The sequence below is a fragment of the Parashewanella sp. 2210YD4-3 genome, from assembly GCF_056591735.1.
In genome coordinates this window covers 37,899-62,907 of record NZ_JBWQOG010000002.1, presented here as the reverse complement: position 1 = coordinate 62,907, position 25,009 = coordinate 37,899, and the positions used below count along the sequence as shown (strand labels likewise).

The window sequence follows — 25,009 nt, the reverse complement described above, 5'->3', positions numbered from 1 at the left end:
CGTAGTGCTTGTGGATATGATTACAATTAAGAAAGGATTGGATCTACCCATCGCTGGTGGACCAGAACAAGTTATCCATAATGGCCCAGCCATTAAACATGTAGCTACCCTAGGTGAAGAGTATATTGGCCTTCGCCCGACTATGAAAATTCGTGTCGGTGACAAGGTTAAGAAAGGTCAGGTGATCTTCGAGGATAAGAAGAATCCTGGCGTAGTATATACGGCTTTTGCTAGTGGTACAGTTACCGAAATTAACCGTGGCGCCAAGCGTGTCTTACAGTCAGTCGTGATTGATGTTGAAGGTGACGAACAAGTTACTTTTGCTAAATTCGATGCCGCTGAATTAGACGGTTTAACGTCAAGCCAAGTTCGCGAAAATCTGATTAACTCAGGTTTGTGGACGGCTTTACGTACTCGCCCATTCAGCAAAGTACCTGCCATCGAATCTGATGCGGCAGCTATCTTTGTAACTGCTATTGATACTCAGCCTTTGGCTGCAGATCCTGCGGTAGTGATCAACGAACATAAAGACGATTTTGCTAACGGCCTTAAAGTACTAGCGAAATTGACTGAAGGTAAAGTGTTCTTGTGTAAAGAGGCTGGAAAAGATATTCCAACCGCTAATGCACAAGTTGAAGACTTTGCTGGAAAACACCCTGCTGGGTTAGTTGGCACTCATATCCATTATTTGCTTCCGGCTTCGGTTAACCGTACGGTTTGGCACATTGGTTATCAAGATGTAATAGCCATTGGTCAGCTATTTACTACCGGTGAATTGCACGTTGAACGTGTTGTTGCAGTAGGTGGCCCTAAAGCACTACAGCCTCGTTTACTGCGTACCGTTATTGGTGCAAGCACGACTGAACTAATGGCAAAAGAAGTTCAGGAAGGCGATAACCGTATCGTTTCTGGCTCTGTGCTGAACGGTCGAACGGCTATTGGCCCTCACGCTTTCCTTGGTCGTTACCACAACCAAGTCAGTGTTCTTGAAGAAGGCACAGAAAAAGAATTTATTGGTTGGGCGATGCCTGGTGCTAACAAGTTCTCTGCTACTCGTGCATTTTTAAGTCACTTATCACCATCGAAGTTATTTAACATCACAACCAGCACTGGTGGTTCTGATCGTTCTATGGTGCCAATTGGTGCATACGAGCGAGTAATGCCTTTGGATATTCTTCCTACTATGCTTTTACGTGACCTGCTTTCAGGCGACGTTGATGGCGCACAATCTTTGGGTGCGTTAGAGCTAGATGAAGAAGATTTAGCATTGTGTACTTTCGTATGTCCTGGCAAATATGACTATGGTTCATTTTTACGCGACTGTTTAGATACGATCGAGAGGGAAGGCTAATGAGCTTGAAGAATTTTTTCGAACGTATTGAGCCTGATTTTGAAAAAGGCGGTAAATACGAGAAGTGGTACGCGCTATTTGAAGCGATGTACACGGTATTTTATACCCCAGGTAAGGTGAATAAAGGACGTACTCACGTTCGTGATAACATCGACCTAAAACGTATCATGATCACCGTTTGGGCATGTACATTCCCTGCTATGTTCATGGGTATGTATAACGTTGGCCTACAAGCACAAGATGCACTAATTGCAGGCTTTTCTGCTCCAGACGTTTGGCAAGTAGACTTATTTGGTTTATTTGGTACAGAGCTGACTAAAGATGCTGGCTGGACCACACTCATGTGGTATGGCGCCTGTTTCTTCCTACCTATATATGCTGTCACTTTCGTGGTTGGTGGCTTCTGGGAAGTACTTTTTGCCTCAGTTCGTGGTCACGAAGTTAACGAAGGCTTCTTTGTTACATCGGTTTTGTTTGCGTTAACGCTACCAGCAACCATTCCGTTATGGATGGTGGCACTGGGTATCACTTTTGGTGTAGTTGTTGCGAAAGAAATCTTTGGTGGTACAGGGCGTAACTTCCTTAACCCTGCATTAGCGGGTCGTGCTTTCCTATTCTTTGCTTATCCGCTAAATATGTCAGGTGACACCACTTGGGTTGTTGCTGACGGTTTCTCGGGCGCAACAGCATTAAGCCAAGCAGCAGCAGGTCACTTGAGCTATGCGTTTGACCAAAGCTGGTGGGATGCGTTCTTAGGTTTCATTCCTGGTTCTATGGGTGAAGTTTCTACGCTTGCTATTTTGGCTGGTGGTCTAGTTATCATTTATGCTCGTATTGCATCATGGCGTATCGTTGGTGGTGTAATGCTAGGTATGATTGCCATTTCAAGCTTATTGAATGTGATCGGCAGTGATACTAACCCAATGTTTGCGATGCCTTGGTACTGGCACCTTGTATTAGGTGGTTTTGCCTTCGGTATGATGTTTATGGCAACTGATCCTGTATCGGCATCATTCACCAACAAAGGTAAATGGGCTTACGGTATTTTGATCGGTGCAATGGTGGTGTTTGTTCGTGTGATTAACCCAGCATTCCCTGAAGGTATGATGTTGGCGATTCTGTTTGCTAACTTGTTTGCACCTTTATTCGACCACTTCGTCGTACAAGGTAACATTAAGCGGAGGATCGCTCGTGGCTAACGCAAATAAAGATTCATTCAGCAGAACCCTGCTCGTTGTAGTTGGTCTATGTTTAGTTTGTTCTATTTTGGTATCAGCTGCAGCGGTAATGCTAAAGCCTATCCAAGATGACAACAAAAGCTTTGACCAGCAAAAGTACATTTTAGAAGCGGCAAACCTACTTGATACTCGTAATCTAACGATGACTAAAGCTGAAGTTAAAAAGCTTTACGACCAGCGTATTACAGCAAAAGTAGTAAACCTAAAAACTGGTGACTTTGTTAACAACATCGATGGCAACACTTTCGATATGGACAAAGCGGCTCGCGACCCTAAAAACTCTTTTGTTCCTAAGCACGATATTGCATCGGTTAAGCGTGTTGCTAACGATGCTGTAGTGTACTTAGTGAAAAATGAACAAGGCAAATTAGAGACCATCATTTTACCTGTTAAAGGCTATGGTCTTTGGTCAACGATGTACGCATTCCTTGCGGTTAAGCCTGACATGAACACTATTGAGAACTTGGTTTATTATAAGTTCTCGGGCAGTGGTGAAACTCCAGGTCTTGGTGGTGAAGTACAAAACCCTAAGTGGATTGCTAAGTGGAATGGTAAAAAGCTTTATGATGACAAGGGTAACCTTGCAATCAAAGTAACCAAGAATCCAGCAGAAGCAACAAGCATCCACGGCGTTGATGCCCTTTCTGGTGCAACGCTAACCAGTAATGGTGTACAGCACTCACTCACGTTCTGGTTAGGTGATGAAGGCTTTGCTCGTTTCATCGAGAAAGTTCGTAACGGAGGGCTAAGCTAATGGCTAACGCTAAAGAGTTAAAATCAGTTTTAACAGGTCCTATTATCAGCAACAACCCGATTGCGCTGCAAGTATTGGGTGTATGTAGTGCGCTTGCGGTAACCAGTAAAATGGAAACAGCCTTGGTTATGACCATGGCATTGACCGCAGTAACGGCATTTTCGAACTTGTTTATTTCGATTATTCGTAATCAGATCCCAAGCAGTGTTCGTATCATCGTACAAATGACCATTATTGCGTCATTGGTAATCGTGGTAGACCAAGTACTGCAAGCGTTCGCTTATGATGTAGCGAAGCAGCTATCGGTATTCGTTGGTTTGATCATTACTAACTGTATTGTAATGGGTCGTGCTGAAGCATACGCAATGAAGACACCACCAATGATGAGCTTCATGGATGGTATTGGTAACGGTTTAGGTTACGGTGCAATCCTTCTTGCTGTTGGTTTTGTTCGTGAATTGTTCGGTAACGGTAGCTTATTCGGTATCGAAATCATGAAAAAGATTTCGGAAGGCGGCTGGTATCAACCAAACGGTCTATTACTGCTTCCACCAAGTGCGTTCTTCTTGATTGGTATTCTGATCTGGATCATTCGTGCTTATAAGCCTGATCAAGTTGAAGCGAAAGGGTAAGAACGATGGAACATTATATTAGTTTATTTATCCGCTCTGTTTTCATCGAAAACATGGCGCTATCCTTCTTCCTTGGTATGTGTACTTTCTTGGCAGTATCGAAGAAAGTAACTACCTCTATGGGTTTAGGTGTTGCGGTAATCGTGGTATTGGCTATCTCAGTACCTGTTAACCAAATCATCTACCAAGCATTGCTGGCACCGGGCGCGCTTAAGTGGGCAGGTTTCCCAGATGCTGATTTGAGCTTCCTTAAGTTCATCACCTTTATTGGTGTCATCGCGGCTCTAGTACAAATTTTGGAAATGACCTTAGATAAGTACTTTCCACCTTTGTATAACGCGCTAGGTATTTTCCTACCGCTAATCACCGTAAACTGTGCAATTTTCGGTGCGGTTTCATTTATGGTTGAGCGTGATTACAACCTGACTGAGAGCGTAGTATTCGGAATTGGTTCTGGTGTAGGTTGGGCGCTAGCTATCGTTCTACTTGCGGGTATCCGCGAGAAGATGAAGTACGCAGATGTACCTGATGGTCTTCGTGGTCTAGGTATTACCTTTATCACAGCGGGTCTAATGGCCTTAGGTTTCATGTCATTCTCTGGCGTCTCTTTATAAGACGCCATAGGCCAGACCTTTAAAGGATAAGTTAATGGATATTGTATTTTTAGGTGTAGGTATGTTCACCTTGATCGTCCTAGTTTTGGTATTAGTGATTTTATTCGCTAAATCAAAATTGGTTGCATCAGGCGATATTACTATTGGCATCAATGGTGATGCTGACAAAGCCATTAAAACCGCAGCTGGCGGTAAGTTACTGGGTGCACTATCAGAAAGTGGCATCTTTGTATCAAGTGCGTGTGGTGGTGGTGGCTCATGTGGTCAGTGCCGTGTAAACGTTAAGTCTGGTGGTGGTGATATTCTACCGACTGAACTTGACCACATCACTAAAGGTGAAGCACGTGAAGGCTGTCGTCTTTCATGTCAGGTAAGTGTAAAAACAGACATGGAAATCGAACTTGACGAAGAAATTTTCGGCGTTAAGAAGTGGGAATGTGAAGTTATTTCTAACGATAACAAAGCCACTTTCATTAAAGAGCTTAAGCTTGGTATCCCTGATGGTGAGTCTGTACCTTTCCGTGCAGGTGGTTACATTCAAATTGAAGCACCAGCTCACCATGTTAAGTACGCTGACTTTGACGTACCAGCAGAATACCGTGGTGATTGGGAACACTTTGGCTTCTTCAAGCTTGAGTCTAAAGTGGACGAAGAAACCATTCGTGCTTACTCAATGGCTAACTACCCAGAGGAAGAAGGCATCATCATGTTGAACGTGCGTATCGCTACGCCACCGCCACGTGATCTAAGCCTACCTTGCGGTAAAATGTCTTCGTACATTTGGAGCTTAAAAGCAGGCGACAAGGTAACCATCTCTGGTCCGTTCGGTGAGTTCTTCGCGAAAGATACTGACGCTGAAATGGTGTTCGTAGGTGGTGGTGCTGGTATGGCACCAATGCGTTCTCACATCTTTGATCAGCTTAAGCGTCTTAACTCTAAGCGTAAGATGAGCTTCTGGTACGGTGCTCGCTCTAAGCGTGAAATGTTCTACGTTGAAGACTTCGATAGCCTAGCAGCCGATAATGAAAACTTCGATTGGCATGTAGCACTTTCAGACCCACAACCAGAAGATAACTGGGACGGATACACTGGCTTCATTCATAACGTATTGTATGAAAACTACCTACGTGACCATGAAGCGCCAGAAGATTGTGAGTTCTACATGTGTGGACCTCCAATGATGAACGCTGCAGTTATTGGTCTACTAAAAGACTTAGGTGTAGAAGACGAAAACATCCTACTTGATGACTTCGGTGGCTAATTAGCCTGAACTTCTAACTAAACGAAAGCCGTAAGATTGTAAGGTCTTACGGCTTTTTTGTGCAATAAAAGAAACTTAAAACGAGGCTCTTGAACTCATAGAGAACACTACTATTGAGTGTCTCAACCTGATAACTCGCAGACTTTTGTATTTGTATTAAGCTTTAATTGCTAATTCAATTATAGGAATTCAAGAATGAAGCTTTTCAAAAGGTACAAGGAAGTAAATTTACTGTGTGTCGTCATTTTCAGTGCTTTTTTGGCTGCATGTAGCCAAACAGGGAAAAGTACTAAAACTGTGTCTTTATCAGGTAAAACGATGGGGACTAGCTATCAGATAAAATATGTCTCAGGCAGTACATCAGTGTCGCAGGCAGTGCATGATGACATTAATAATGCATTGGAAATCATCAATGCTCAAATGTCCACCTATCGCTCCAATTCTGAAATATCCAGATTTAACAAGCTAAAAAAAGGTGGAAAGCTCAAAGTTTCAAAAGATTTAATTACCGTTATTAAGTTCGCTAAGATGTTACAAAAAGATTCTGATGGCGCGCTTGATGTGAGTGCAGGGCCACTGGTTAACGTTTGGGGCTTTGGTTCACAGAGTCGAAACAATCGTCCACCAAAGCAGTCTGCAATAGATGCAGCCAAAGCAAAAATTAACTTAAATGCAGTGATGATTAAGGGACGTTATCTACAAAAAGCAACTAACGATGTTTATATTGATTTGTCTCCCATTGCTAAAGGTTTTGGTGTAGATAAAATGGCTTCAGTGTTATCTCACCATGGTATACATAATTACCAAATCGAGCTTGATGGAGAGTTTCGAGTAAAAGGAACGCAAGCTAATGGTGAACAATGGCACATTGCCCTTAAGTATCCAAACAAACGAATCAAGTATTTTGATCCTAGAGATATGGCTGTTGCTACTTCAAGCGAACAGCGCCATTTTTTTGAAAAAAAGGGTAAGCGATATTCGCATATTATCAATCCTGTATCGGGCTACCCTATCCAGCATAATTTAGTATCCGTAACGGTTATGAGTAAAGACACTATGATGGCTGATGGATATGCAACAGCGATGATGGTAATGGGCAAAGAAAAAGCAATGCAATTTGCCATGAAGCACAAGTTAGCTGTGATGATGGTTGAAAAAGATAAAACGGATTATAAAGTGACTTTCAGTGAAGCTTTTAAGCCATACCTAAAGAGTGTTCGTTAATTAATGAACTATTAGGAAAACTGGGTTTCAGCTCTTTATGGAGCCCACGTTAGTCTTGTTAAATAATAGGGGATGGTTTCATCCCCTATTTCGTTGGTAGTGATGCAAAGAGTATCGTTTCAATCACTCAGCCCCAAATATTAACAATAATATATTTTTGGCCTTAATTTCTTAACGTATATTGATAGTTTTATTGTTAGAATACGCCCACTTTTTTAACCCAAGGAAGTTTGTAATGAATGGGCTGTTAAAACACAAGTATTGGTTTTTGTTGGTGTCGTTATTTTCACTGTTAGCACTTTCTGGTTGTAGTAAGCCTGTTGGGGAGCAAGCGTTAGCGGGCAATACCATGGGAACCACATACCACATCAAATATGTTCCTAATGATAACACCCCAGAACCCAAAACATTACAAGCGGAAATTGATACAGCCTTAGAACTGGTCAATGATCAGATGTCGACCTATCGCCCTAACTCAGAGCTTTCTCGTTATAACAAGCTTAAGAAAGGCGAAAGCATGACGGTGTCTGCGGATTTAGTTAAAGTACTGAAAGCATCAAAGCTGTTACAAAGGCAGTCTCATGGCACATTAGATATTACCGTTGGGCCCTTAGTGAACCTTTGGGGATTTGGTCCTGATAAACCGAAAGTAGAACCACCACCACAAGCCGACATTGATGCCGCTAAAGCAAAGATCAATATTCAGGCTATCGAAATTGAAGGTTTAAAGCTCACGAAAGGCAGTGATAACTTGTACGTTGATCTTTCTACCATAGCTAAAGGCTTTGGTGTTGATAAAGTATCGAGCATCATGGACAAATATCACATCAGCGGTTATTTGGTCGAAATTGGTGGCGAGTTAAAAGTCAAAGGTACGAAAACGGACGGTAGTGCTTGGCGTATTGCTGTAGAAAAACCCGTTTCTAATGAGCGTGCAGTTCAAGAGGTTATCCAACCGGGTAGTATGGCGATGGCGACCTCTGGGGATTACCGAAATTACTTTGAAGAAAACGGTAAACGCTATACTCATATTATTGATCCTAATACTGGCTATCCAGTTCAGCATAAACTGGTATCTGCGACAGTATTACATCCATCTTGTATGATGGCCGATGGTTACTCAACGGCCATGATGGTATTAGGGACAAAGCGTGCATTAGAGCTTGCTAAAAAAGAGAACTTAGCGATAATGCTCATCGAAAAACATAAAGATGGATTTAAAGTCATCTACAGTGATGCGTTTAAACCCTATGTATCAAATTCGAAATAGTTGGAATCATTCGGAGCAAGTATGAGCACCTTTATAGCCGCCTTTGTTGTATTGCTATTATTTTTTGTATTGATGTCTATCGGCTACTTAGTGAAGAAAAAAGCTGTAGAAGGCAGCTGTGGTGGCCTTGGTGCTATAGGTATCGAAAAAGCATGTGATTGTGATGACCCATGTGATCGCCGTAAGCGTCGTATGGAAAAAGAGCAAGCTCGAAAAGAAATGCTTGAGAAAAACCGAATCATTTAGTTTGAGCACTCATCAAAAAACTCCTTATAAGAGCAATGCCAAAGCGTATTGCTCTTTTTTATTTAAGAACACCTAACGTTAACAAGATATGAACAATATTTCACAGTAAATGCATAGAAAATAGCGTTATCATGGCATCAAATTTCTTGTGACCTGTGACTGTTTTGGCTTTAGTTGTTAGAGCGCTCTCCCATTGTTGTCATTGCTTTAGGCAAAACCCAAAAGTCAGAAATATTGAACCACAGTCAACAAGTAATATTAAAGAGCAAAAATACCATGTGGTGCCAACCAAAGATGAAGATCTCTCTGAGTGGCAAAATACGCCTGTAGTAAAGCCCACCTATTTATTTTCACAACTTCCATACGTTTCAGGAGCCTTTGATTTAGACACTGAACCCTCATCAGCTTCTCTTATTACTCGGTTCCCAATGAGGGAAGCACATACCGTGGTGCCAGTCACACCTCCAATACAACGAGTTTCTTATTCAAACAAGCCGCTAAATACTACTCAGGCGTATACTTATCTGCAGCAATATGAGTGTGAACTGACAAGTCCCTTAGTGCTGGGTATTGGCCTAGGGTTGGATGCTGAATCTCTTTCAAAGCTTAATTTATACGTGTGCGATGAAGATAAAGAGTGTTTGCATAGAATGTTAAGCTTGGTTCCACAACTTTCAATCTCTAAAATCTGTCAGGTTCTTAATTCAAAAGGTCTTGCCAATTTGTCTTCAGGGCTTGATGTGAGCTTGCATCTTTGGGCGTCTTTTAACCGTACTAGTGTGGATGAAATTCTTTCAGGTGAGAAGCGAAACGCCTTTTGCCATTATCTGGCGTCTTTAAAGCTTATTAGAACGCAATGGTCCAAATTGGGGGAAGGGTTGGGAGTGGAAAAATATCAATTAAAAATGATTGGTATTGATGCAAGCAGTCAAATCAGTTGCAAGGAAAAACTGCGTCAAGTTCTATATAAAACCAAACCACTTTATCCTCAAGCAGTTATAGGTATTGTAAATGATCCGAAAAAAATGGATCAAAATGAGGTTGGTCTGAAGATTCAACATTGGCTTCTTGAGAAGCAAATTTCCGCCAATCACGACTTACATGCCACTGACAAGATTGATGAATTCTGCGAGTTAATCGAAGAGGTGGCTACAGAATATTGGTCGCTTCACTTATGGCTCATTGGTCATTTTAAAGAAGATTCGATATTTGAATTAAGAGTAAAAAAAGTACTTAATGAAGCTGCAAAACAAAAGAAACTTACGCAAGCTAATTTTGTTTTTGCGATGGCTCTTATGGAAAAAATAGCGGCCGCATTCAAACTGGCTAAGCAGTTTCAATTACCTGAGCCTGAACCTTATAATCCTTATTGTCATGTTCACTACGGCGCCTTATTTTCTGATTTTACAAAAAATAAAAAATGGAGTTTGCTGCATAGTTTTCAACTGTTAAGACATAGCAGCTATAAAAAAAGTGTAAACCTTTTGTTTTTGCACAATGACACCCTAAATCTATTAGCAGATAATGGTGAAAATCTGGCTTTTAATCTTGTTTCCTCCATAGCTAAGCAGCAGTTTTCCTTGGATGATATTGTTGCGCTTGCAGCATCTCAAACCACATCACTCGAATTGCCAGAGTTATCTTGGCGCTTATCATTGACTCAGCAGCCAGATAGCAAATCAAGAATACTCAAACCCAAAGATGTCTTACCATTGGTATGTCCCCACGAGCTTGCATTACGAGTGTTATTGTTACTTGGCATGATGCCTCAGCAATCATGGAAAGTTGATGTCGAGAGCAGGTTTCCCTCAAAAATAGAACTCCTTAAAGATATTAGTCTTAGTGCTTGGGAGGACATATTAATGCAATGGCCTTTATTGCATACAGGGGATTTGAAGTCCATTTTTGTCGGAGAACTGGAAGCTTATGTAGCGTTATTACCCAATCAAGGGAATATTGAAAACCCGCCTTGTGCATTATCTTCCATGTGTCGTTTCGTTAATGAACGAATCAACCTTATTTTACTCTGTGAGCGAACACCTGATTTCGCTTTACGTCTATATCATAAATTAGAGATAAAAAAATTTATCACATCCATAGGATTTGGAGATTCCGTTTTTACGTCACTTCCAGCAGGTTATCAAATTTTGTTAGCCACTAATGTTGATAAGCTGTTGTTGAAGCAATTGAATACCTTACTAGAAGACGAGTATGAGCGTATTAATCAGGATGGTTTATTAGATAAGCACCTTAGGCCGTTACCCGCATCGCCTGCTACCATCAAGCTCACTGTGCCAGATGAGGCTATACCTCAAAAATATCTGTGCCCAATTACGTTGGATTTTTTGGTAAACCCCATTGCTATTCTTTGTCGAGGTGGTGTGCTGGTGCATTTTAGTCGTGCTCAATTGCTTCATTATTTAGCCACGGAGAGCCAGACAAACCCTTATACACGAGACAGCTTACCTTATGAGCTTGTCTCCAAATTACCCGTTGATACTAGATTGCAAAAAGAAATCGATGACTGGGTGGAGAAGCATAGGGTTAAAAATCTGTAAAGGTGAGACCTAGTATTTGAATGAGATCGTTTTTAAACAAGGCCTTCGTGTTTTTGAACTTGCCAAGCCACTAAATCTGAGGATGTGAAAATGCTCTCCTTTGATAAAGGCTTAGAGGAAAAAACTAAACTTTGAAAATTGACAAGGGCACTTAATCGCGTTTACTTAATGATTAAACAGAGGCTTGTTGAGCTAGCCTTCCTAGCTCCCTGATCTCAGAGCAACTTAAGCCGAATTTATCATTAGTCAGCTCTCCTTGTGGCGGTATTACAGTGGAGAATTTTAATTGACAAGTTTTGACGTACTTAGCAAATTGAGTATGCCGTTGTGACGGTAATTGCGAAAAGAAAAGACTGACTTGGTGTTGATCGAACCTTCTCAGTAATATGTTCGCAATAGCACAAGTGCCATAGGTATATCTTTTACAAGTTTTAACGCTTGTAGTCGGGCAGACCCATTCAAACCATCTTCGGGTTTCGCTTCTGCGAGGTGCAAATTGCCCTATTGTAAAGTCATTACGCACAGGCTCTTTTGGCTTTGTTTCAGCTTTTACATTAAACAGCCGTAACTCTTCTTTTGTACAGGTAAATTCTAAGTCATAGGAACAGCCTTTAATGCATTCGATAACTTGAGAAATATCAGTTTCGTCATTTATCACTAAGCCTTGATTGAGACCGATTTGAGATGAGTCTAACGCTACATACTCTGCTGACATAAGGGTACCTATCAATTCGAGTTTAAGGGAAAGTAAGACTGAATATCTTGGAGAAATCGTACACATCAGCTTGAGACTTATCGAGCCCACTGGCGGTCGGAGAAGCTTGGTGTGTACCACCATCGGGGTTGTCTCTTGCTATTGACCACATGGCTACCATGCCTAGGTTATGCTTAGCGGCGAAGCTGGAAACGCCATCAGCATCAGATTTGTAAAAAACTTCGCTCGAAACATCGTTGTAGCCAATCATCGACGTAACACCAAGCATTGCCCACAGTTCATCATCCGTTTTTTGATTTTTATAGATGTTTTTTAGTTGATTGAAAGTATTGGTTAAAGCTTGCATGGTGCAATTTCCTTGAATATTAGCCCCTTCTTTACCAGCAGAAGGTGAGCAAGCATTATCACCAAAATCCATAGCCATTACATTGATGCCACTGAGCTTCACATTTTGTTTTACGGCATCGGAAATAACGTTTAATCCATCAGCGGTTAACCCAGAAGGAAGTACTGGTAGGGTAAACCAAATTTTGAGTTGCTTACCAAACTGCTGCACTTCAGCTAAAGCTTGATTGCGGCGTTGAATTGAATTTGAATCAGCCACCCAAGTGCCTTCAATGTCAAAATCAATGGCATGTAAATTTAGGTTATTGATGATACCTGAATATACGTTGGTTAAATCAGATACTGTATTGCAACTTGCCGCCAAGGGCGTGCCGTTGGCCCCACCCAGCGAAACCATGATATCTCCGCCATTATCTCGTAGCTGTTTGATATTATCGTATTGGTCAAATTCTTTAATGGTGGTTGTTCCACCCCATGAGGGGAAACATTGAATCGTTGGTGTGGCGACGATAAAGGCACTGACAAAGTGATCAACACCTAGGCTGCTTTTAAGTTGAGAAAAGTTTGGAACATGTCCCCACAATAGCATATCTGTATAAGGCGCAAAGACATGAGCTGGCCAAGGAGTATTTGCATCACCGACTTGTTGCTTTACGTTTCCCCAGTCGACATCAATCTTCCAAGGTGAATGCTGGTTGGGTAGTACATCTTTCACAGCTTGTTGGGCGATGTAAAATACTGATTGTATGTTTACTAAGGCATTGCCATTAAAGAGGGTTTGCGAAGAATACTGTGGAGCGTCGTTCAACTCTTTCTGAGTATAGTTGTGCCATTTTCCTATCGGATACCAAGGTTGGCCGTTATTTTTTTTAGGGTTTTGGTTTTCGGGCTTGCTTGGGTTTTTTCCTTTATTCCAAAATAAAGCCTCGTAGGCTTGCCCATTTAGGGTCACTTTTTGTCCTTGCGTGTAAGTTTGAGAAGTGCTCCATGTATTAAGAGGTTCGTACTTTACCCAAGGGTTTGATTGTGAGGGAACAAAACTATAAGCGGAAACATCAATCGTGGCTTTATAACGTTGGCCATGAAAACCGACGGTATCTCCAGCTTGATAGTTTTGCTCTGGTTTATAATCTTGCGCTAAAACGAATGAGCTTAAGCTCATAGATACCAAGAAAAAAAGTGTTTGAAAGAACTTCATAAGAAAGGCCAGATAAAACAATTCTCAATGTATATTTTTATTGCTTAACCAGTGCTGAATTAGTCTCAGGCAAGGTAGTTTATTTTAGTCACAACTTACCATATACTGATGTTATATACAGTGTTTGGGTTAGGCTATGTCAAATTGCAGAAAAATCATTCATGTTGATATGGATTGCTTTTATGCGGCAGTTGAGATGAGGGACTTTCCTGAATATAGAGGCAAGCCATTAGCTGTAGGCGGTAGTCGTCAAACTCGAGGTGTGATCAGTACCAGTAATTATGAAGCTAGAAAGTATGGTGTTCGCTCAGCTATGCCAACTCAACAAGCCCTCAAACTTTGCCCTGATTTAATTTTAGTGTCAGGTCGAATGGAAGTTTATAAGGCTATTTCTAAGGAAATTCGGAGCATTTTTGAAAAATACACCGATATTATTGAACCACTTTCGCTTGATGAAGCCTACCTTGATGTCACTGACTGTAAACAGCATCAAGGTTCCGCTACCTTGATAGCTCAAGCGATACGAGAAGACATTTTCAAAGAAACTCAGCTTACGGCATCAGCTGGGGTAGCCCCGATCAAGTTTTTGGCTAAAGTGGCTTCTGATATTAATAAGCCCAACGGCCAATGTGTTATTCCTCCCACTCAAGTCGATGAATTTGTAAAAACTTTGCCACTGAGAAAAATTCCCGGTGTAGGTAAGGTAACCGAAGAAAAGTTATTAGAAATGGGGCTCAAAACCTGTGCTGATATTCAAACTTTTGATCGTCAAACCTTAATAAAACGATTTGGAAAGTTTGGAGAAGTGATTATAAATCGCAGTTTTGGACGTGACGACAGAGCTATCGTTTCTCACCGTGAACGCAAGTCTGTTGGCGTGGAAACCACCTTATTGCAAGACATATACACATTAGAGCAATGCCAATCCGTACTGGTTAAGCTCATTGAAGAACTCAAGCAAAGAGTTGTAAGAAGTGCATCAGACAGAGTGATCAACAAGCAAGTAGTAAAACTCAAATTTTCTGATTTTGTCCAAACCACCGTCGAACATCGCAGTGATTCTATAAATGAACAAGGGTTAGAGCAGTTGTTAACTGAAGCCTTCGAAAGAGGGGAAGGTAAAGGTATAAGACTCGTAGGGGTTTCTGTAGGGTTACAGACAAATGCTGAAAGCGGAAGCGAAATAGAAATGAAACAATTGGGGTTTGAATTTAAAGTTTAAGCCTGAAAGGTCAGCACGCCCTATTAATTCATATAGGGTTAATCTTATGTTCATGTACTTAAAGAGGAAATCAGGTTAAATATAAGTTCAGAACCTTACTGGTACATTGTTATGAGTAAAGCGGGCTATATTCCTCTTGCAACGTCAGAGAATACTTGGGCTTCACTGCTTCAATCAGAAATTGCATTGATAAAATCTGATGCCGGTCTTGAGTCCGATGGAGTGAGTTATTTACGCGTTCAAAATCATTCCTATCTAGTGCACTTTCTTCGACAAGAAGGCAGATTTAGAGTTAAACAAATTCAGCCTGATGAGCTGGCCTGCACTCAAAGAATAAAAGAAAAATTTCATGCATTGTTTTGTTCTAAAAGCGCTTCAAAGATTGAGCAATGTTTAAACCTTACTCTTGAACTAACTTATCAGGTTCGAAATGGTAATAATCATACGTTGAACAAGTATCTTTTAAAGGGCGCATTACCAAATTTTGTTAGAGCATCTGGTTATAATGCCATGCATACAGCCGCTAAAGCTGGGAATTCTGGTGCAGTTTACATTTTAAACTCTCATGGCGCTGATACTAATATGAGTGGAGCGGGTGGTCCATCTTTGCATATTGCTGCCGAGCGAGGTCATTTAGAGACAATGAGGGCGCTTATTACTTGTGGAGCAAAACTTAATATTAAAAGCAATGGTTGGTCACCTGTATATAGTGCTGCTAATTCAGGGCAAGCTGCTGCAGTAAAGTTATTAGCCAGTTTGAGTGCTGATTTAAATTCTTGTGATGATGCAGGATGGACACCGCTTATGGCTGCAGCCAGCCACGGATTCGTAAATACAGTGAGTGTGTTAGTTGGATGTGGTGCAAATCTAGAGTTAGTCAATAATGATGGTTATAGTGCTTTAGATATCGCGATTAATACTCAGCGACCTAATGTCGTGATTGAGCTGATAAAGCATGATATGTCTTTACATCGAATCTCGGGTCTAGAGCCAAGTAAAAGCTATCATCAATTGATTGAAGAGCGCTTTTCGAATAATACTGAAGTTAAAAAAGCTCTAAAAGCTTTAGAGTTTAGAAGTATTAAAGATGGGTTAACTGATCGTTCTAAAAACCATAAACCTACTTTAATACCAGAATACTCCCAACATCATCATACACTTCGAACAGCTGAAGCTTACGAAGCCCCACCACCTTATACGCCTTAAATGCAAAGCCGTCATGTTTCTTGTGTCGTTGTCGCCTTGGCTAAATATTGTATGGAGAAGCTACTACAAACCTAACTCTACGTTACCAATTTGCTTACGATATCAATGTTCATGTTAATGTTGATTTCCTCATCGCAATCTTTAAGAATCAATTCATTGAAAATAAAAAATAAGCAGCGAAGCGCTAAGGAAGGCTGAAATGAACCTAATCCAAAAAAACTATTATCAAAGCTTAATGGTTGGCATAAAAGTGTTGATGAAAATTTTACCTATGCCAAAACCTTTGTTGCTTTCTGGAGTAGGCTCAACCTCAACACTTCTTGAGTTAGTCTCTAACGCTCAAGGCAAACGAGTCTTTTTAGTATCAGACCAAACCCTGTCGCAATTGGGCATAGTGAAATCAATTGAGGAACAGTTATTACACCAAGGGTGTGACGTAATTGTTTTTGACGAAGTGGAGCCTGACCCGTCAGAGAGCTTGATTGATAGTATGGTGACCTTGTCGAGTCAAGCTGAAGCTGATGTGGTGCTTGCTGTTGGTGGTGGCTCAGTGATTGATGCGGCTAAAATTGTAGCGATATTATCAGGCACTACAAAACGTACCTGCCAAATCGCTGGTGTATTAAAAGTGTGGCGTCGAAACTTGCCGTTATACGTTATCCCTACAACCGCAGGAACGGGATCAGAAGTCACCATGACCTCCGTCATCACTATGAATAATGGCTTAAAAAAGCCAGCGGTTTCACCAGCTCTTGTGCCTGAAGCTGCCGCTTTAGATGCTGAGATAATGCTAGGGTTACCATCTCATATTACAGCTGCAACGGGTATGGATGCATTAACTCATGCGATTGAAGCCTATTTATCCAATCATGCCAGTAAAGAAACCGATGATTACGCGTTAACGTCCATTAAACTAATCTTCAAAAATTTACCTATTGCTTATGAGGACGGGAGTAACGTTCAGGCTCGGCAGTCTATGGTAAATGCCAGTACTTATGCAGGACTTGCCTTTAATAAAGCCATTGTGGGTTATGTACATGCTATCGCTCATCAGCTAGGGGCGATTTATCATGTACCTCATGGCTTGGCTAATGCGATTGTGCTTCCTTATGTATTAGACTTTTACAGCGATACTTGTGTAGAGCGGTTATCTGAGTTAGCCCTCGCAATCGGTATTGCTGGTGATACACCACAAGAGTTATCTCAAGGTTTTATCAATGCTGTGAAAGATCTTTGTAAAACCTTAGATATTCCTACTTTTGTTAAAGAGTTAAAAGAAACCGATTTACAGCGAATTTGTGAACTTGCCTTAAAAGAGGCGCACAATTTATACCCTGTCCCTAAGTATATGTCTAAACAAGAAGGTTTAAGTTTGTTAGCAAAACTTACCTAGCAAAAGTGTTTCTAGTAGTGACTTATCTTGGTTGAGAAAGTCATATTACTAAAAATAAATTCGCTAACGCCAAAATACTCAAACAACAAAAAGTTGAAATCATTCCCCAAAATCGAGCTTTAAAGGTGTGGCTCGAAATCGCAAAAGCGTGCATGCATCGTCCTATAACGAATAGGCTGCCAAAAATATGAGTAAGTACTGTATTCTGAGATAGATACTCAAAGCTGAACAATAAGATCAAAAAGATTGGAATGTACTCGCTGGCGTTACTCATTGCGGCACGGGCAGCAGCAAGATCTGAATTTCCACCATTTCCAATACTGACTCTGTGCTTTCTTCTGAGGTTTATTACTCTGAATGCTAAGGTGATAAGCAATAAAGTAAGAACTGCTGCGTAAATTGGAGCGCTCATAATCAAAAATCCTTTTATCTTAAATTCACTCTAGATCAAGTCTTCATTAAGTGTACTCATACTATGATGCTACGAGATTAACTTCAATTGCAAAGATCTGGAGGAGTTATGTCAGCATTAATAGATAGTCTTTCTAGTGGTGATTCATCACCATCTCTTCTGACAGGAACAGATCCATCAGACCATCATAATGGGAAGCAGTTTAAAGAGTTTGAAATACAGCCTGCAAGTGCTGAAGTGCCAGAGGGACGTTTTCATCAGAATCAACCCGCTGCGCCCATTCTTACCGCTGAACCTGCTGAGTTTTCTGTGAATGTAAGACTTTCGGCAGGAGAGTTATACAAAACTATCACAACTCCTTTTGTAAAAAACGCAAGTGAATTAGCTGAATTATTGGAAACTGATTCAGGCTTAGAAGCGGCATTTTTGAATTGTACTGCTCATTCTCAGGGAATGACCGGAGCTCATTCGGTAGAAGCATTGCTAAGTATTCGAGATGCTGAAATTAAGTCTAAAGGATATTTCTCGACGGGGGTAATTGTGGCCTTGCTTTTTTTGAGTTCAGATAAGCCACAAGCCAGCAAGCCTCATCAGTGTATTACAGGCAATAAGGAAGCACTTGCCTTATGGTCTGAGCTCACAATTTATGGGTGTGTACAATACAACGAAGCGTTGGAGGACACATTCTATGATGTCAAATCATTAATGAGTGCGTTGGAAAATGCTGCCCAGCTTCAATTGGGAGATGGCGAGCCCTTGGTGACAGACAAGTCACCAACGACAAATGCTACTGAAATTACAATAGAAGGCATTCAATGTGAGCTTTTTTATTCGATTGATTTAGCTGAGTTAAATTCAGATAAAGATCGCTTAGAAGCGGTGAAGCTGCTTTGGAAAGACTGGAAAACAGAGCACACTGGCAGTTTATTATATATATATGGTGATAAAGCTTGTTTATGTTTCTCCTCTGAAAGCATACCGTTTTGTCAGCCATACGAACTGGTGGAATGGCTATGCTCCCATCAAAAACAAGGTGATTTCTTGACACTATGTAATGAGCTAGAAGTAGGGCAATTCGTAAATATAGAAACAAACCTTGATGGCTTCAAAGCACTTATTTCAGTTAATCAGAGTCAATCGACTTATTGGCAACCAGCAATGACTGCTGTCAAAATTTTATTAAAACATCACTGTGGTGAGTCGTTATCGAATGTTACTTTTATGGCGGCGGCTGGCGCTTATCGTTTCAGGCGAGATACAGGCTTATGTCGGACTCGACGAATTCAAGTGGTACCGATTACAACGCTTTCCTTGAGTGAAGATAAATTTATGGCCTCGAGAAATTTGCTTCAATGTCTTTTTAATTTAGTGAAATTATATGCTGACACTGAAGTGAATTGGAATGATGATGCTCTAAGTCATTTGCAGTCAGTTAAGCTTAATGAAGTTAAAGCGGGTTCTAAAATCTCTTATCGAAAGGCTGTAGAGGCGCTTAACGTATTAAAAAATGAGCGAACATTTAGTGATGTTTGTATTCGTCCATGGTCTCAGGAGTTATCTAAATTATTAGGTGAGAATTGGGAGAATATCGGATTTCAACGTTATCAAGTGTTTGATGTCAAACCAGAGTTAGAATCAATGCTAGCTCACTGGAAAAGGGAGCTTGCTCTACCTACGGCAACCTTAACTTTACCTAAAAATTTACAGGACATTGCGAAACAGGATTTAACTCTTTTTACTGATCTATTGAATTTAGAAGATACAAAACAAGTACTAAAATCTTGCAATAAGCGAATACCAAAATCTGAAGCAATGAATGCTTTTGCAGGAAATAAAAATGGGCAGGCATTTTTTAAGTTTTACCCTGAGAGAGACATACCTTTAGATGCGCTGTTTTTTCTTGCTCAGCAATTTAACGTTCCGTTTGATTTATTATTAGATTTTTTTAATCAAAAGCCATTTATTTATCGAGGCTTTTACAATGCCCATAGTGTTCATTTTCGACAGATACTACAAGATAGAAATGTGAGTTCGTCTGAGTTGCGCTGGTTATTCAATCAATCTCAAGGGTTAAGTGCTTTTTCAGGTGCAGAGGTTACACAGGATTGTTTTCAACAATATGTAGCCACTTATAATCCCGATTTGGCTAAAAAAGTAGCTCAACAACTGGATTTAACACTGGCTTGGTTTTCGTTTGCTTATCATTACAAAAATAAACCAGAAGGTCGTATTCAAGCGGCTCAGTTCGATTTAACTCAACTTCACTCTATCCACAATCTGACACCTACAGAAGCAGCCATTACTTTAGATGGTGAAGCGTATTATTTAAGACCTGTACACACTATTGCTCCGCTTTATCTTCATGATGAAAATGAAGGCCATTGGGCTGCTGGAGCAGTATGTGATTTTTGTGTAGAACCGCAAAATGGAGAACAACAGAAGCTGATATTTTATATAGACTATCGAAAAGGAAGTATACGAATTACTGCTGATACAAATATTGCTCATTACTACAATCCCAATGGGCCAGATAAAGATATGTGTGCAACTTGTCTAGAGAGTAAATTGAGAGAGCAAAAAATCAAATCAAAATCTGAAGAAAATAAAGAAGACGATACGCAAACCGTCTCAATTCCTTGATGTTGTTACGTTATAGCTAAATCAATATTGGTTAAGCCATATTAGTTATCGGTGCGTTAAGCAAATGTTAAGCTAACTTGTAATAATATGTATGCAAATTGAAAATAGGTTTAAGTTTTTAGATTCTTATGGCTACATCATGTTCTGCCCTACCCAGTGAGCGGGGGCTTGCGGCTTACTCTGAGAAAGCTGAGGTAATTTCAGAAAAAGAGTATGAAGAATATACTCATCAACCTACATCGCATCTCTTGGTTTCAGATTTCCATCAGAAACCGCAAGCCGGCTCCTCTGTAAAAGGTAAAGCAAGCACACAACCCCAAGCACTCAAAGACTATGCCATTCGAGCGCCTCAAGCAGATCCTAAGCTATTACGTTTGGCAATGAATAAACCATTAGGACCAGCTGAGACTACTGAGCGCTTAACGCACGTAGCACAAAAATTATTACAACTCGATTCGAAAGTAAGACATACAACCAGACCAACGGTGCTGAGCATTAGCGGAGAAAAATACAAGATTTGCCACCAAGTAGATTTGGCTCTTTGTGAAGATGATAAAACTACAATTCAGAAGGTCAAAGGCTTGGTTAGTGTGTGGCGAAATAACAAACAAAGTTTTTTGTTTATTTCAGGTAAAACAGCGTATTTGTGTGATTCCGTTACTCCTATTAGATACCATCAACCTTATGAACTATTGACTTGGCTTTCAACACATCTAAAAGAACATCACGATTTTTGTTATTTAAGCGAGAAACTTGGTATTGGTCATTACCTGACAGATCAACAGTCCTCTAGCTATAAGCAACTTTTTATTGATAATACGGCTGAACATAGTCATTGGAAAGTGGAAAGAACGGCAGCAGAACTTTTAAAGTTGCATGATTCTCACTCTAAAGAGACCTGTATTTTTAAAACTTTTGCCGCAGGAAAAGGAGTAAAAATATTCCGACCCACTGTGGGACTGGTAACTTCAAACAGGGTTGAAGTTATTCCGATTATGAAGTTTATCCCTTCTGCAGATAGGGTAAACAAAGATCGTTATTTACTGATAAGTTTACAAGAGCTAGCAATATTTTATGGAAACACCCGAACCCATTGGGATTCTTCCCATCACGCAATAAGTTTACCGCAATATAGACAACAACTTGGAAGAAGTGTTGTAACCTGTGAAACTAAACTTCTTCAATCGGCAATGCGACTCCAACAATGTTCCAAACGAGGTCGTCTTGTTGATACTCAGGATGATAGCAACTGCTCTCCTGAAGAACTTGAGCTTCAGGTAAGGTTAAACACATTCAGTTCTAACCGTGTATTGAGCCTAATTCGACGTTATCACATTTTTCAGGCTTTGCCTGAGATAAAAAACTTTTTATACATTTTGCAATGCAACTTAGAGAATAATTCCTTAGCACTTGTATTGCCTTCAGGCATAGTAAAAAGGGTAGGGGAAGATCTAACTTCTTGTACAGAGTACTTAGAGAAAAATGCCGTACGGCAGATATTGAGCTTACATAAAAGATGTTTGCCAGTATCGAATGTAATGGAAGTATTTAAAGCTAGCCCAGAGCTAATGAAGTGGCTGGCGGTTTACCCAGATGAATCTATACCACTGGAATGTGTATTTGCTTCAAACAAAATCATACCTGAACATACTCAGGCTTTAGTTTCTATGTGTAGTAATAGTCCATTAATTTACCGAGCTTATCGGTATTTCGCTACCCACTATTTTAAAGCTTTAAGTGCAGACAAAGATTGTTGCTCTGAAATGGCGCTTTGGTTTAAAAACAACATTGAAAATGTTGAATTACTCGAACTTTATAAGGTGAATAAAGAGGATCTTATTGCTTACTTAAATACTTTTGAAGATGGTTTTAGCATTGACTATTCGGAATGCCCAAGTTTAGCTCAAGTATGGTTTAAATTTGCTTTTGCCTATAAGGGAAAGTCAATGGATAGAGTGAGTGAAGCAAGACGTCATTTTACGGAGAGAAGTTCACAACTGCGATTAATGGTTAAAGCTCAATAAAGCCAGAAGCTTTATTGAGCGAGTATAAATTAACTACGAGCTGGAATGCGCTCTAGTACTGCTAAAAGCAATTCCCAATATTGACCAACTGTTTCGATCAGTACTTTTTCATCAGGTCCATGAGGATAACGAATCGTTGGGCCAATAGATACCATGTCCATATCTGGATATGGCTTTTTAAATAAACCACATTCAAGACCGGCATGGATAACCATAATGTCTGGCTCTTTTTTGTAAATGTCATGGTAAGTTTCATTCACCAGTGCCATAACTTCTGAGCTATTATCGGGCTTCCAACCAGGGTAAGCACCGCTGAATTCCACTTCTGCGCCAGCTAACTGAACTAAAGAGGTTAAGTTACCTTCAACTTGGCTACGGCCTGAGTCAATCAGTGAGCGAATTAAACAAAGAATACTTACATGCTCAGTTTCCGTTGAAATCACACCTACGTTAAGAGAGGTTTCAACTACGCCCGCAACGTCATCACTCATTCTTTCTACACCGTTAGGACAGGTATTAAGTAGAGCGATAAAATCATCTTGGCTTTCTTCGGCCATCACTTGCTTTGGCGTTTCGGTTTCTGAAAGCGTGAAAGTAAAATCTGGATCGGCAATGGCCAGTTCAGCTCTGACTAATTCTTGGAAGAAAGAAGTCAGCTCTTGCAAGCGTGCAACTTTTTCTTCTGGGATCGTAAAGGTAATTTCCGCTTCACGCGGAATGGCGTTACGAAGCGATCCGCCCGTGAAGTTGGCAAGCTCCAGTGCAAGTTCTTCTGCATGAGCTGCTAAGAATCGAGCTAGTAGTTTATTAGCATTGCCGCGTCCCATGTGAATATTCACACCAGAGTGACCGCCTTTTAAACCTGAAATAGTTAGTTTATAGGCTTTTTGAGTTGGCTCAGCTGCTTCCCATGCCATCGGCACTGTAATTTCAGCGTCAACACCGCCTGCACACCCCATGTAGATCTCACCTTCTTGCTCAGAATCGGTGTTGATCAATATTTCAGCCTCAAGCACACCAGCTTCTAAACCAAAGGCGCCAGTCATGCCAGCTTCTTCATCGATAGTCAGCAAGACCTCTAAAGGACCGTGTTTGATATCGGTTGCACCTAAAATGGCTAATGCTGATGACATCCCTATGCCATTATCAGCACCTAAGGTAGTGCCATTAGCGGTGACCCAATCACCGTCAATGTAGGCTTCAATGGGATCTTTCTCGAAATCATGTACTTTATCGTTGTTTTTTTGTGGCACCATATCAAGGTGAGCTTGAATACAAACCGCTTTTCGATCTTCCATGCCTTCGCTGGCTGGTTTTTTTATGATCAAATTACCTACTTTATCTTCAATAAAGTCTAGGCCTTTCTCTTTCACCCAAGTTTGAATATGAGCACTGAGTGCTTGCTCATGTTTAGATGGGTGTGGAATTGAGCAAATCGTTTCAAACCATTGCCAAAGAGGTTGTGGATAAAGCTGATTTAATGCTGTCACGGGGGCTCCTTAGAAAATGCTTTTGTTCAGCTAGTTATAAGCCGTAGTAGCCTAATATTACGGTATTTGCGAAAACGGTGCTATGAAAACTCGTTCATTTAAGTCAATAATTTGTCGACAATTCTTTTCGATGATTTTGTTGTTGGCGCTTAACTCCACTTCAGCTTTTGCCTCTGAATTAGTTCGTCAAGATTCATTCTCTTTACAAGGTCATCACTCAATCAAAGTTGATTGGTGGCTTCCCGATGGTCTGCCTAAAGGCTTGGTTTATTTGCAGCACCGCTTTATGGGAAGTTCGGAAAATTTAAAGTCTCTAGGCAAAAAGATTGCTGACAATGGTTTTATTGTAATGATGCCAACTATAAACGTGGCTTTAGGTAATCCAAAGCTAGCGCAGGAGATAGCAACCACACTGAACCAACAACAGTTCGCTATTCCTCATCACTTGAGCATTCCATCGCAATGGGCGCTTGTTGGTCATTCAGCAGGAGGCTTGAACGTGTTATTCATTGGCGATGATTTGGTATCTTTAGGCAATGAACAATTAAAGGTTGTGATCAATCTTGATGGTGTTGATGTAAATAATAAGATGTCTTCACTTATTGCTGATATAGATGGAACTGGAGTTCCAGTCGAATCTATCTTATCGAACCCAAGCATGTGTAATGAGAACAATAATGCCATTTCAGCACTAAGAGACAGTAGGTTAAAGGTAGGAAGAGTCATACAACTGACAACTCGTAGCAGTCATTTAGATCCTGAGGGAACAGATGATAATGAAATGATGTTCATGCTTTGTCATAAACCTACCTCTGAAAATACGCTTCACTATCATCAATTGACGCTAGCCTGGCTTAATGAGGCTTTAGGTTATCAGGTAAGCCCTAATAGTGACCGCGTCATCAAGCAAATAGTAGCGTCAGGGCATGGCAAAGAATTGCATTTCAGTGATTAACATTCTGATCTTAATGCGTAATTTCATGCCTGCTCAATTTAAGCGGACTTGTATTACCTTACAAAAAATAGTGTTTCTGTAATTTAATAACGTTATTTTGGGTTTTTTGCTGTGTCTAGATGTGACTCAAGTAGATTTTTGTCGTTTTATGCTAGTTTGATATGCAGCATAAAGAAATAAATAAAAAATAGTTGTAATAAAATTACATGTATGTATAATTCAAATCATCGGTTAGGGAGTGAAAACGAATACCTACCGAAT

The 25,009-nt window shown here is 40.5% G+C and carries 20 protein-coding genes; 16 read left to right on the top strand and 4 right to left on the bottom strand.

The genetic code is table 11. The features are described from left to right. The first annotated feature begins 16 nt into the window (after positions 1 to 16). The 10 genes from AC1EU0_RS03540 (at position 17) to AC1EU0_RS03495 (ending at position 11,148) form a co-directional block, all read left to right on the top strand. A complete protein-coding gene (locus tag AC1EU0_RS03540; protein ID WP_480300556.1) occupies positions 17 to 1,351 on the top strand; it encodes a Na(+)-translocating NADH-quinone reductase subunit A in 1,335 nt (444 codons plus the stop codon). Next, on the top strand, positions 1,351 to 2,550 hold the full coding sequence (locus AC1EU0_RS03535; protein WP_480300555.1) for an NADH:ubiquinone reductase (Na(+)-transporting) subunit B: 1,200 nt from the start codon (positions 1,351 to 1,353) through the stop codon (positions 2,548 to 2,550). The genes AC1EU0_RS03540 and AC1EU0_RS03535 overlap by 1 nt, the downstream gene beginning before the upstream one ends. Next, on the top strand, positions 2,543 to 3,343 hold the full coding sequence (locus AC1EU0_RS03530) for a Na(+)-translocating NADH-quinone reductase subunit C (RefSeq protein ID WP_480300554.1): 801 nt from the start codon (positions 2,543 to 2,545) through the stop codon (positions 3,341 to 3,343). The genes AC1EU0_RS03535 and AC1EU0_RS03530 overlap by 8 nt, the downstream gene beginning before the upstream one ends. Continuing rightward, positions 3,343 to 3,975 carry an NADH:ubiquinone reductase (Na(+)-transporting) subunit D gene (locus AC1EU0_RS03525; RefSeq protein WP_480300553.1) on the top strand — a complete coding sequence of 211 codons (633 nt, stop codon included), beginning with the start codon at positions 3,343 to 3,345 and terminating at the stop codon, positions 3,973 to 3,975. Before AC1EU0_RS03530 ends, AC1EU0_RS03525 begins: the two co-directional genes overlap by 1 nt. 5 nt (positions 3,976 to 3,980) lie before the next feature. After that, entirely contained in the window at positions 3,981 to 4,589 is a 609-nt protein-coding gene (gene nqrE, locus AC1EU0_RS03520) for an NADH:ubiquinone reductase (Na(+)-transporting) subunit E (protein WP_133407802.1), read from the top strand. Between the two features lie 34 nt (positions 4,590 to 4,623). Further along, positions 4,624 to 5,850 (top strand): NADH:ubiquinone reductase (Na(+)-transporting) subunit F, encoded by a 1,227-nt coding sequence (gene nqrF / locus AC1EU0_RS03515; protein ID WP_480300552.1) that lies wholly within the window; start codon positions 4,624 to 4,626, stop codon positions 5,848 to 5,850. 195 nt (positions 5,851 to 6,045) lie between these two features. Next, positions 6,046 to 7,074 carry an FAD:protein FMN transferase gene (locus tag AC1EU0_RS03510; protein ID WP_480300551.1) on the top strand — a complete coding sequence of 343 codons (1,029 nt, stop codon included), beginning with the start codon at positions 6,046 to 6,048 and terminating at the stop codon, positions 7,072 to 7,074. 235 nt (positions 7,075 to 7,309) lie between these two features. Continuing rightward, complete coding sequence (locus AC1EU0_RS03505) at positions 7,310 to 8,344, top strand: FAD:protein FMN transferase (RefSeq protein WP_480300550.1); 1,035 nt, start codon at positions 7,310 to 7,312, stop codon at positions 8,342 to 8,344. A 21-nt stretch (positions 8,345 to 8,365) separates the two neighbouring features. After that, positions 8,366 to 8,590, top strand: coding sequence for a (Na+)-NQR maturation NqrM (gene nqrM / locus AC1EU0_RS03500; protein ID WP_480300549.1), 225 nt, complete (start codon positions 8,366 to 8,368; stop codon positions 8,588 to 8,590). A gap of 164 nt (positions 8,591 to 8,754) precedes the next feature. Next, entirely contained in the window at positions 8,755 to 11,148 is a 2,394-nt protein-coding gene (locus AC1EU0_RS03495) for a U-box domain-containing protein (RefSeq protein ID WP_480300548.1), read from the top strand. Between the two features lie 172 nt (positions 11,149 to 11,320). Here the strand turns inward: AC1EU0_RS03495 and AC1EU0_RS03490 are convergent, their stop codons facing one another. Further along, complete coding sequence (locus AC1EU0_RS03490; RefSeq protein WP_480300547.1) at positions 11,321 to 11,863, bottom strand: hypothetical protein; 543 nt, start codon at positions 11,861 to 11,863, stop codon at positions 11,321 to 11,323. Positions 11,864 to 11,885: 22 nt separating this feature from the next. After that, complete coding sequence (locus tag AC1EU0_RS03485) at positions 11,886 to 13,370, bottom strand: carbohydrate-binding protein (RefSeq protein ID WP_480300546.1); 1,485 nt, start codon at positions 13,368 to 13,370, stop codon at positions 11,886 to 11,888. Between the two features lie 172 nt (positions 13,371 to 13,542). Between AC1EU0_RS03485 and dinB the strand changes: the two genes are divergently transcribed. The 3 genes from dinB to AC1EU0_RS03470 all read left to right on the top strand — a co-directional run bounded on the left by dinB (position 13,543) and on the right by AC1EU0_RS03470 (position 17,227). Beyond that, complete coding sequence (gene dinB / locus AC1EU0_RS03480) at positions 13,543 to 14,628, top strand: DNA polymerase IV (RefSeq protein WP_480300545.1); 1,086 nt, start codon at positions 13,543 to 13,545, stop codon at positions 14,626 to 14,628. 111 nt (positions 14,629 to 14,739) lie between these two features. Further along, positions 14,740 to 15,834 (top strand): ankyrin repeat domain-containing protein, encoded by a 1,095-nt coding sequence (locus AC1EU0_RS03475; RefSeq protein WP_480300544.1) that lies wholly within the window; start codon positions 14,740 to 14,742, stop codon positions 15,832 to 15,834. 199 nt (positions 15,835 to 16,033) lie between these two features. Beyond that, positions 16,034 to 17,227 carry an iron-containing alcohol dehydrogenase gene (locus AC1EU0_RS03470; protein ID WP_480300543.1) on the top strand — a complete coding sequence of 398 codons (1,194 nt, stop codon included), beginning with the start codon at positions 16,034 to 16,036 and terminating at the stop codon, positions 17,225 to 17,227. A 40-nt stretch (positions 17,228 to 17,267) separates the two neighbouring features. Here AC1EU0_RS03470 and AC1EU0_RS03465 read toward each other — a convergent pair whose 3' ends face one another. After that, a complete protein-coding gene (locus tag AC1EU0_RS03465) occupies positions 17,268 to 17,639 on the bottom strand; it encodes an MAPEG family protein (protein ID WP_480300542.1) in 372 nt (123 codons plus the stop codon). A 108-nt stretch (positions 17,640 to 17,747) separates the two neighbouring features. Here AC1EU0_RS03465 and AC1EU0_RS03460 point away from each other — a divergent pair, with 108 nt between their 5' ends. Next, entirely contained in the window at positions 17,748 to 20,279 is a 2,532-nt protein-coding gene (locus AC1EU0_RS03460) for a hypothetical protein (RefSeq protein WP_480300541.1), read from the top strand. 128 nt (positions 20,280 to 20,407) lie between these two features. Then, positions 20,408 to 22,303 (top strand): hypothetical protein, encoded by a 1,896-nt coding sequence (locus tag AC1EU0_RS03455; RefSeq protein ID WP_480300540.1) that lies wholly within the window; start codon positions 20,408 to 20,410, stop codon positions 22,301 to 22,303. A gap of 29 nt (positions 22,304 to 22,332) precedes the next feature. Here the strand turns inward: AC1EU0_RS03455 and AC1EU0_RS03450 are convergent, their stop codons facing one another. Then, positions 22,333 to 23,793 carry an aminoacyl-histidine dipeptidase gene (locus AC1EU0_RS03450; RefSeq protein ID WP_480300539.1) on the bottom strand — a complete coding sequence of 487 codons (1,461 nt, stop codon included), beginning with the start codon at positions 23,791 to 23,793 and terminating at the stop codon, positions 22,333 to 22,335. A gap of 82 nt (positions 23,794 to 23,875) precedes the next feature. Here AC1EU0_RS03450 and AC1EU0_RS03445 point away from each other — a divergent pair, with 82 nt between their 5' ends. Continuing rightward, on the top strand, positions 23,876 to 24,748 hold the full coding sequence (locus AC1EU0_RS03445) for an alpha/beta fold hydrolase (RefSeq protein ID WP_480300538.1): 873 nt from the start codon (positions 23,876 to 23,878) through the stop codon (positions 24,746 to 24,748). The last annotated feature ends 261 nt before the right edge of the window (positions 24,749 to 25,009 follow it).